An 8,173-nucleotide genomic window follows, 5' to 3' on the forward strand; every position below is an offset into this window, starting at 1 on the left:
TTTCGATATACAGTTTCATCATTGCAACCTTTTCTTGAAACATGTATCTAAAGAAATAACAGGGAGCACAACTTAAAATCATGCCACCTGTTATTTTATTTAGCCGTTTGAATTTGCTTTCATGTCAATTACCATGTAGTCGTGGGCCGATGCCGGCATCAAGGTATTCTTTGCAAGGCCTCGATAATCCTTACCGTACATATCCCAAATATTGGTATTGCACATCAGTTCCTGGGTTCTGCCTATAAACTCACCATTTTCATACACCATGCCAAATTGTATCGGAAGGGCGTAGCCTCCTATGTTGTTGTAGGAACCTGCCAAAGAGAAGAATACATAGATTGCCCGCTCCTCTCCTACCAGGGTATCCAGTGCTTGGTGCTGACCAGTAATTGTCAGACCCACAGGACGGATTTCAGGAATTCCTGTGCCTCCAATGCCGCCCAGACAAGGCACATTCTCTGGCTTGGCCTCTGCACTTCCCGTATTTTCAAGCCCGTATTTCAGACTGACGCTTTTATCGGTGTACGGTCTTAAAAAAGTACCGTCTTTGACAAACTCTACCACGCCGCCGTCGATGATGGTGCCCTCCGCATCAAAGAAAGGTCTTCCAATATACTTTGCAGGATCACTATACTGTATCAAGTTAAAATCCTTGTTGAACACCTGCTTGCCCTGCTGCCCGCAAAGCAGCGAGCCGCCGGCACCATAATGCTGCCCGTTGAGTTCCCGTTCAAAACAGGTGTTGATGAATCCATAATAAACGTTGAAGCAATCCGTTGTCGATATAATAATCGGATAAGTTTTTCCCTCTTCGACGGTGATTACATTCTCATAATTTGCAAGAACCCGCTCTGCATGGGCAAATATCTCATCAGGCTCGAAGGTTCTGCTTTTATACGGAATTGCGCCATCGCTGATGTTGATTCCATCACGCATTTTTAGATTGATTTCCCCTAAATAATACCGGTCTTTGAAAGACAAATCCAATCCTTGGGTATTTTCAAGCTTATGCTCTTCTTCTACAATCCGAATAGAATTGCTGAAAATAATGCCCGGAAATCTCTTTTTTAAGCGAATTACCAAATCCTCACACTGATTCTCGAACGCCTTATAATCCGGCTCTTTTTCTCCTTCTGTCATATCCATGTGACAAACTTTTTCTTCTTCCGGAGCCGGCTCATACGGCACTTGATAGCGGAGCATTTCCTCCGCCCCGCGAAACATCTTCTCTTCGTCGCAGTCACTTTCAGTGTATTTCAGCCCAATTAAACCGTTGTCATAAACGCGAAAGCCTTTCTTCTTGCTCCGGCGCTTGCGAGTTGCGTCCAATCTCGAATTGAGGAATACAGCTGCATACTCAGTGCTGTTAATTTCATATTTTTCTCTGATCATTGCCATTCCTCCTTATACGACACTCATAGACTTAAATCTGACATACGGTCCGCCGTCAGAAGTTGCAAGTCCTAGCTGTGGCGGCTTACCGCAGCGAATATAGTATGCCGGCTTCAAAATAACCTCAGCCGTTCTGCCCTCGATGGCTGCCAGCGCATCTTTACATCTTGAAAAAATTAGTGATACAGCAACTGGTTTTGTAATCTTTCCATTTTCAATCAGGTAACATCTACCGGGCGCAATACTGAACACATCCATGCCTCCACCTGCGATATAGGTATCAGCAAAAATGCCCTTTTCGATTCCTTTGAATAAATCTTCCATAGGCATAGTGCCCGGATTAAGGTAAACCGTGGTCATTCTCACCATAGGCTCCCATGTATAATCAATCGCTCTGGCATTTCCCGTCATCGGAAGATTTAGTTCAGCTGCTGCAGCAGCATTTGTCATTCTATCACCGACACAGCCTTCTTTTACAATAGCAGTTGGTCTCGACCTAGTTCCCTCATCATCAAAAGGCAAATAAATAGATGACTCAATTTCTCCATCATCCACAATGGAAATACCCCTATCACAAAACTCCTCGCCCATATTCCAAATCTTTTCCATACCTGGTGAATCTACGAAGAAATCGCCTTCACTTTTATGCCCCACACTTTCGTGGCAGAGAAGTCCGGTATTCTCTGGAGAAAATACTACAGGGTAGGCGCCTGGCTCTACACTGACACACTCGCGCACAAACTCTTCTGCCTTCTGAATGTGCTCCGTAATCTCTCTGTCCACACTTTCATCAAGGTCAGATAACCGATGTCCAAACTTTTCATAATTTTCTACAAGCACATTCTCTCCGCAAGCAAAAGTTCCGGACAGTACCAGCGATAAAACCTCTTCATCGTAATAAAGATTTGCACCTTTGCTGGAATAAAACTCTCTCACATTGTGAATTAGAAGCAGCTGCGTTGTTAAATCGGTCATCAAAGAACACTGAGATACGTACTGCTTTGGATATTTTGAAACCACTGCAATTTTCTCATCCAAAGACAGGCTTTGAAATCCGTCCTCATAAGAAAGCTTTCGATACTGATTTGCCTCCAGCTTCTTTATAATCGGGCAATCGTATACATTGGGATTTGGCGTAGCCTTTTCCGCCAGCACATCAATTTCCGTCTGAATGTTCTCTTTTCCGGTAAAGGAACTGTAGTACCAGCGATGACCGTCGTAAATGCGAAGGAATATACCTTCAACATCTTTCTCTTTTATTTCTGCCAAAACTTCTACGTCATAAGTCAGCTGGGTTTCACTGTAATTGTCAATTCTAATATCCGTATACAGGTTTTCCGGAAACTTATACATAGCGTTTTCCCCCTTTATAAACAGTAAACGGCTCTTTGATTACGCTGGGTTCATCGTAAATACATTTTTGCAAAATCAACAAATCAGCAGCTTTTCCAGGCTCTACGCTCCCGTGGCTGTCTTCTACGCCAATGAGCTGCGCCGCAACGCAAGTTGCACTTTTCACCGCCTGCACCGGACTCATACCCGCTTCAATCATATAGAGAAATTCATCTCTTGCGCTGCCAAACTGGTTAAACGGCGTACCTGCGTCTGTTCCCAGTGCAATCTTTACACCGGACTTTAAAGCAAGCTGAAAACTTGCCCTGTGCGCCTCCTTTGCCGTTTGTGCCTTTTCTACTAAATAGGCCGGCAGACTGTCCTTTTGTTTTAAAATCTCATAGACCGCTACCAAGGTCGGCACATAGAAAGTTCCCTTTTCCAGCATCCAGCCAATGACTTCCTCGTCCAGATAAAATCCATGCTCTACAGAATGAATACCTGCACGCACTGCATTTTTAATTCCTGCATTGCCCTGAGCGTGAGTCGCAGTCCGAACGCCTGCATGTTCTGCTTCTTCGATACCTGCTCTCAGCTCTTCATAGGTCAGCTGCGTTGATGTAGTTTTCACGCCTTTCGTCATCACGCCGCCAGTTGCCATCATTTTCAGATGACCTGCACCATCCTTTAAAAGCTGTCTGACGGCCTTTCTCATCTCATCAGGACTATCTACCTCTACGCCAAGCTGCCACCCGTGACCGCCGGTCATGCAAATCAGCTTACCACACGGCAAAATATCAGGTCCTGCAATCTGGTCTGCTTTCTTTGCTCTTGCAAGGTCAATATCGATATTCCGTGGATCTCCCATGCCTCTTACATAGGTGATTCCATTTTTTAGCAGCGCATCCATATGGTTGATTGCATCTATTGTCAGTGCTGCATCGCTTCTTGCCGCTATAACACCGGGATCAGGACAGAAAGGATCCATACAGAGATGTACATGACAATCTATCAGCCCCGGCATAATGGTCTTTTCAGTACAATTCACCCGCTCTGTGTCTTCTCCAAAGGAAAGCTGCCCGTGGGGGCAGACTTCCTTTATCATATCACCTTCGATATAGACATCGTAACCTTTACGGCTCTCTCCTTCATATACGTCTATCACATTTGCATTTTCAAGTAAAATCTTATTCTCCATCATAATTTCCCCTTTTCAATTACAGCAGTTCCTTAAATTCTTCTGTTGAATACGCAAGTCCGGCCTTTTTCTTTTCAAGGGCATCCTGCAACGCCGCGAAGTTCTTCTTCGTTACTGGATACTTATAAAGTGCTATGGTTGCTAAGATAAAGAATATCGTCGGAATCACAGTAATCACTGTGTTAAGTCCGGACAGTACTTCCGGAGTCTGTTCTGCCGCCATACCGTCATAGCCGATAAAGGTAAGAGAAAGACCTGCAACCCACATTGCAAGGGCTCCGCCAGCTTTTTGGATAAAGGACATTAAGGCCACAATACTTCCTTCACGGCGTTTTCCATTGACAAACTCATCTACTTCACAGCTGTCATAGGACAAGGTAACATAGTGTGCAACAAAACATCCGTTGCAGAGTACCAGCCCAACGATATAAATGTAGAAGGCAATTCTATTTTCCAAACTCATAAAGAAACAGATAATACCTACAATAACCTGAATTATGGCTACACCCATCAAAACTTCTCTCTTGCCTATACTGTTACAAAGCTTATTGGCAAATGGGAGCATTACCATAATCGCTACACTGAATACTATCCAGAACAGACTCTGCTCCTCAGGAGTCAATCTTGCCAGATTATTCATGACATAGACTAAATTGGTAGAAATTAGAAGCAGTCCGAACAAAGCAAGCATCATAGAAATTGTCAAAATTTTAAAAGTGCGAATCTTAAACAGTTCTTTAAAGGTTGCCAGCAGGTTTTCTGTTTTCACATTTTCGGACTTCTGATAAGGCTGATCCCATCCTTTTGTGAAATAAACGCATACCGCACAAGTGATTAAAAGAATTGCCCCAGTAATCCATGCAGTATATTTCCAAGCGTCAGCTTCTTCTCCTCCATGGTTCAGGGTCCAGCTGAGTACCCACATCGGACCTGACGTACACAAAATTAGAATCGCATTTTCTAAAATCATAACTACAGTTCTAAGGGTATTTCTTTCGTTATAATCGGTAGTAATCTCTGCTCCAAAAGCAAAGAATGGAATTACCCACATTGTGAGAGTCAGCCAAAAACCCAGTGCTGCCACAACATAGTATGCCATTTGTGCAATTCCTGTAAAGTTTACCGGTGTAAAAAGCATAATTACAAATAATGCCAACGGAATAATCGCTCTGCACATATACGCCCTTCTTCTACCCATTGGGGACGTACAGTTATCCGACAATTTTCCCACAATTGGGTCTGTAATTGCATCCCACAGCACGCCGATTAAAGCAATCGTACCCGCTAACGCTGCAGGAGCTCCAGCCACGTCGGTCATAAAATATACGAAGTAAACATTAAATAAGTTCAGTGGCATCGCTTCACCAAATCCGCCCATACTATAGGCGATCTTGGCTCTCAAAGGTAATTTCTTGTCCATATGTATCCTCCTTTTCCATTATGGCACTGTGAACAGCCTTGTGCTGTCTTCTTTCATATATAAAGCAAGGAGTATGCCAATGCGTTTTTTTCAAATCAGCCGCTTGAATCCCTTAATTTTTCAATGATTTTGAAAAAAACTTTCGGCATGTGCCTAATTTTCTCCAAGAACTGCGTTTCATGTTTGAAACATTGCATTTTTTTAGTCCTAAAAAAGTAACATTTCCTTGACAGGTCGCCGTACCAGTTTTATAATTCTACCATATCATAAATGGAGGAAAAATACATGAGCAGATTAGTTAAAATTCAGCCTACCGTCCAGCAAGTTGCCAATGCCATATCCACGGTTCTAAACATCGAAACCTTGATTCTCGATGAGAATTTAAAGATTATTGCCGGTACAGGCCAGTATCAGGAACGCATCGGCACCTATGAAGCAGAAAGCCGTTACGTCGAAGAATTTCTGTACAAATACCTCCTGCGTGTAGGCGGCACCTATGTGGTAGACGATATCAAGGATCCCCTGTATGGTCCTACAGAATGGATCAGTGGGGAAAAAGGCGAAATCTGCTGCACGATCTCCTATCACGAGAAACATATTGGCATCATTTCACTGGTTGCTTTTACAGAAGAACAATACAATCATCTGATTGATAACCAGTTTTCAATTTGCAACTACTTAAAAAATATGGCAACGCTCCTTTCCTCCTATTTAGAAAATATCGACCATGTGCGGGACTTAAACGTGCAGTCTAACCTGCTGACTGAAATTGTCAACGGTTCCCCACAAGGTATTGTTGTCATCGATCGTGATGGCTATATCACTAATGCAAACAAAAAAGCAGAATACCACATTTTAACAAATGCTAATCTCAGCTGGGGTCTTATCGGACTTCATCTTGATGCATTCTGGCCTGCTGCCACCGCTATCTTTTTAAATACAAAGACAGGATTTCAGAACAGAGAGCTTCATTTCAAAGAAGAGAATATTAAAATCATGGCTTCATGCAAGCCTGTTTATGATGAAAATGCGCTGCAACGGGTTATTATTTTCTTTGACGATATTGCTGAAGTCAAGAAAACTGCCTACAAAGTGTTAGGCTCAAACACTATGAATTTCGATTCTATTATCAGCTGCAGCGATGAAATCGCAAAGGTAAAAGAATTTGCCCGTAATATTGCAAAAAGCACCTCTACCGTACTGATTACCGGCGAAAGCGGCGTAGGCAAAGAAATGTTTGCTCGTGCCATTTATGCAGAAAGTCCTAGATTTAGCGCACCATTTGTCACAATTAACTGTGGCGCTATTCCGGAAAACCTTATCGAAAGTGAGCTTTTTGGCTATGCTGACGGTGCATTTACGGGAGCTTCGAAAGGCGGACACATCGGCAAATTTGAAGCCGCAAACGGCGGCACCATATTCATCGACGAAATCGGAGAGCTTCCTCTTGCTATGCAGGTCAAACTTCTTCACGTCATCCAAAACAGGCAGATTGAACGAATCGGCAGTAACAAGCTCATCGATATTGATGTACGTATCATCGCTGCGACCAACAGAAATCTAGCAGAAATGTGTAAAACAAAGGAATTCCGCGAGGATTTGTATTATCGTCTCAATGTAATCCCTATCACAATACCGCCTCTTCGCAAGCGAACAGACGATATACTCCCTCTAGCCAAATACTTCTTGGAAAAATATGCACAAATGTTAGGCAAAGAGCTTCTGGATTTTTCGCCTGAGGCCGCAGATTTGCTACTTCTCCACCGTTGGCCCGGCAATGTACGTGAAATCGAAAATGTTGTAGAATACATTTCCAATGTTGCCCAAGGCACATTGGTTTTGCCGGCAGACTTTCCGCCGCTCTTCCAGTCCCTAACCCACTCCAAAATAAAAGCAGACGAAAGAGAAACTCTGAAATCCAATGTAGAAAAATATGAAAATCTGGTTCTGTATAAACATCTGCAAGACTTAGAAAGCGGAGTCATCACTCGTGAAGAACTGGCAAAAAAGATGGGAATCAGCAGAACCACCCTCTACCGAAAGCTGAAAAAGCTAGATGAGGGTTCTCCGGATCAATAACCGAAGACACATTGACAAAAGATAAAGTTCCAGACCTTTAAACTGTAGTGCGTGGCAACATCATCCCCATAATCATATATATTGCAATAAAAAACCTCAAAAATATGCATATTTTTCTCGAAAGGTGTGCATTTTTTGAGGTTTTTCTTTACAAAACATGTAAACTTTCAACAAATATAACTGCTGAACAGACGTAAAAAATGGATGGTTTACACAAACCACCCATTTTATTTATGCTATTAATCTACAGCTGTTTTCTTCTAGGATCTCTTTTTCCTAATTCCATATACTGTGCCGCAAAGTCCAAGGACTGCTGCGCCAAGCACTACAAGCCATGTCAGCATATTTGCTGTATCGCCTGTTTTTGGAATCCACCAAGGCAGTTCATCTGTATCTGCCGGTTCATTCTCGTTCAAAATATCCTTGATTTCGCTCGGGTCTTTGATATTCTTATCTGGTTTCCCGTCTCCATCTGTATCGATATTGGTATCTGGCTTGCCGTCTCCGTCCGTATCTACATTCAGATCCGGAATACCATCGCCATCGGTGTCGATATTGATATCCGGTTTACCGTCTCCATCTGTATCGATATTGATATCCGGTTTGCCGTCCCCATTGGTATCTACATTGATATCTGGTTTACCGTCTCCATCGGTATCTACATTTACATCCGGTTTACCGTCTCCGTCTGTATCGATGTCCACATCCGGTTTGCCATCTCCATCTGTATCCTTGTTGATATCCGGCTT

At 43.0% G+C, this 8,173-nt stretch carries 6 protein-coding genes; 1 reads left to right on the plus strand and 5 read right to left on the minus strand.

Annotated elements, in window-relative coordinates; translation table 11 throughout:
• Positions 1-99 precede the first annotated feature (99 nt).
• The 4 genes from NFR88_RS11210 to NFR88_RS11225 are packed head-to-tail and all read right to left on the minus strand — an operon-like array spanning position 100 to position 5,345.
• Positions 100-1,395: a metallopeptidase TldD-related protein gene (locus NFR88_RS11210; RefSeq protein WP_161909380.1), complete on the minus strand. Its 1,296-nt coding sequence runs from the start codon at positions 1,393-1,395 to the stop codon at positions 100-102.
• A 12-nt stretch (positions 1,396-1,407) separates the two neighbouring features.
• A complete protein-coding gene (locus NFR88_RS11215; RefSeq protein ID WP_160200450.1) occupies positions 1,408-2,748 on the minus strand; it encodes a TldD/PmbA family protein in 1,341 nt (446 codons plus the stop codon).
• Positions 2,741-3,928 (minus strand): metal-dependent hydrolase family protein, encoded by a 1,188-nt coding sequence (locus NFR88_RS11220; protein WP_160200451.1) that lies wholly within the window; start codon positions 3,926-3,928, stop codon positions 2,741-2,743. Before NFR88_RS11220 ends, NFR88_RS11215 begins: the two co-directional genes overlap by 8 nt.
• Positions 3,929-3,944: 16 nt before the next feature.
• Complete coding sequence (locus NFR88_RS11225) at positions 3,945-5,345, minus strand: MFS transporter (RefSeq protein WP_160200452.1); 1,401 nt, start codon at positions 5,343-5,345, stop codon at positions 3,945-3,947.
• A 285-nt stretch (positions 5,346-5,630) separates the two neighbouring features.
• On the opposite strand from NFR88_RS11225, the gene NFR88_RS11230 reads away from it, so the two are divergent.
• Positions 5,631-7,424: a sigma-54 interaction domain-containing protein gene (locus NFR88_RS11230; RefSeq protein ID WP_251616017.1), complete on the plus strand. Its 1,794-nt coding sequence runs from the start codon at positions 5,631-5,633 to the stop codon at positions 7,422-7,424.
• Positions 7,425-7,684: 260 nt separating this feature from the next.
• Here the strand turns inward: NFR88_RS11230 and NFR88_RS15080 are convergent.
• A partial coding sequence (locus tag NFR88_RS15080) for an LPXTG cell wall anchor domain-containing protein (RefSeq protein WP_285813867.1) occupies positions 7,685-8,173 on the minus strand: 489 nt, incomplete at its 5' end.

The organism is Senimuribacter intestinalis (genome assembly GCF_943192965.1).
GTDB classification, from domain to species: domain Bacteria; phylum Bacillota; class Clostridia; order Peptostreptococcales; family Anaerovoracaceae; genus Senimuribacter; species Senimuribacter intestinalis.

Bases quoted from the DNA above. Each gene is read 5' to 3' on its own strand.
- NFR88_RS11210 (WP_161909380.1), bottom strand. From the start codon at position 1,395: ATGATCAGAGAAAAATATGAAATTAACAGCACTGAGTATGCAGCTGTA.
- NFR88_RS11215 (WP_160200450.1), bottom strand. From the start codon at position 2,748: ATGTATAAGTTTCCGGAAAACCTGTATACGGATATTAGAATTGACAAT.
- NFR88_RS11220 (WP_160200451.1), bottom strand. From the start codon at position 3,928: ATGATGGAGAATAAGATTTTACTTGAAAATGCAAATGTGATAGACGTA.
- NFR88_RS11225 (WP_160200452.1), bottom strand. From the start codon at position 5,345: ATGGACAAGAAATTACCTTTGAGAGCCAAGATCGCCTATAGTATGGGC.
- NFR88_RS11230 (WP_251616017.1), top strand. From the start codon at position 5,631: ATGAGCAGATTAGTTAAAATTCAGCCTACCGTCCAGCAAGTTGCCAAT.